Annotated in this window: 1 protein-coding gene; it reads left to right on the top strand. The window is 61.4% G+C overall.

Features of this window, described 5'->3' with window-relative positions; all coding sequences use genetic code 11:
- The coding region (locus EN749_RS38095; protein WP_189368040.1) for a hypothetical protein at window positions 1–551 on the top strand (551 nt) is incomplete at its 5' end.
- Between the last annotated feature and the right edge of the window lie 167 nt (window positions 552–718).

A 718-nucleotide genomic window follows, 5' to 3' on the forward strand; every position in this document is an offset into this window, starting at 1 on the left:
CGCTGCTTGCGGTGACGATGCTGTTCCAAGCGGCCCCGGCTGAAGTCGAACCGCTTCTGCGATTGAGCGATGGGCTGCCCTTCACCTGGGCATCGATCCCGAAACACGTGTGGACGGCGGCGGGACAGAGCCAATTTGACTACCTGCAAGGGCTTGTCCCCGATGCGATACCACTGGTCGCCCAAGTCGTAGGCGAGCGTAGCAAGGCCATCGCGGTCGAGTTTTCGGCGCTCGCACCTCTTCTCAATCTGAGCAGCCCACATAAGTCATTATCTCAAGCCGCCAACGACTTCATCACACGGTCGGACGATCGCATCCAGCTGACACCCAGTCCGTTCCGGCCGAGCCATACGCAAGCCTTGCCCAGTTGGCCGATGGGGAAACATTTTTGGCGCGCTCTCGACGCGCCGGTTGCCGCAGCGCTTGCCGCGCAGGGTCGAATTTCGCTCAACCGCGCGCAGGTCATCTGCATTAAGAACATCGGCCGCAGGCACCCTCAATGGTTTCGAGAGGGCTTTGTCGCGGCACTGTCCGGAGAGAAACAGACATGATTGCCAATTCTGGCCCGACACCTCTCGGCATTGACAGGCGTCTGCGCCAGCGAGTTACCGAAGCGGTCATCGCTCAGGCGGGCATTCGGCACAGCGAGTTGAACGCATTTCTGCGGGCTCGACTTGCGGGCGACGACGTGATGCGCGGCGCACTATTCGCCGGACCG

The organism is Mesorhizobium sp. M7A.F.Ca.ET.027.02.1.1, from assembly GCF_004022985.1.
Taxonomy (GTDB): domain Bacteria; phylum Pseudomonadota; class Alphaproteobacteria; order Rhizobiales; family Rhizobiaceae; genus Mesorhizobium.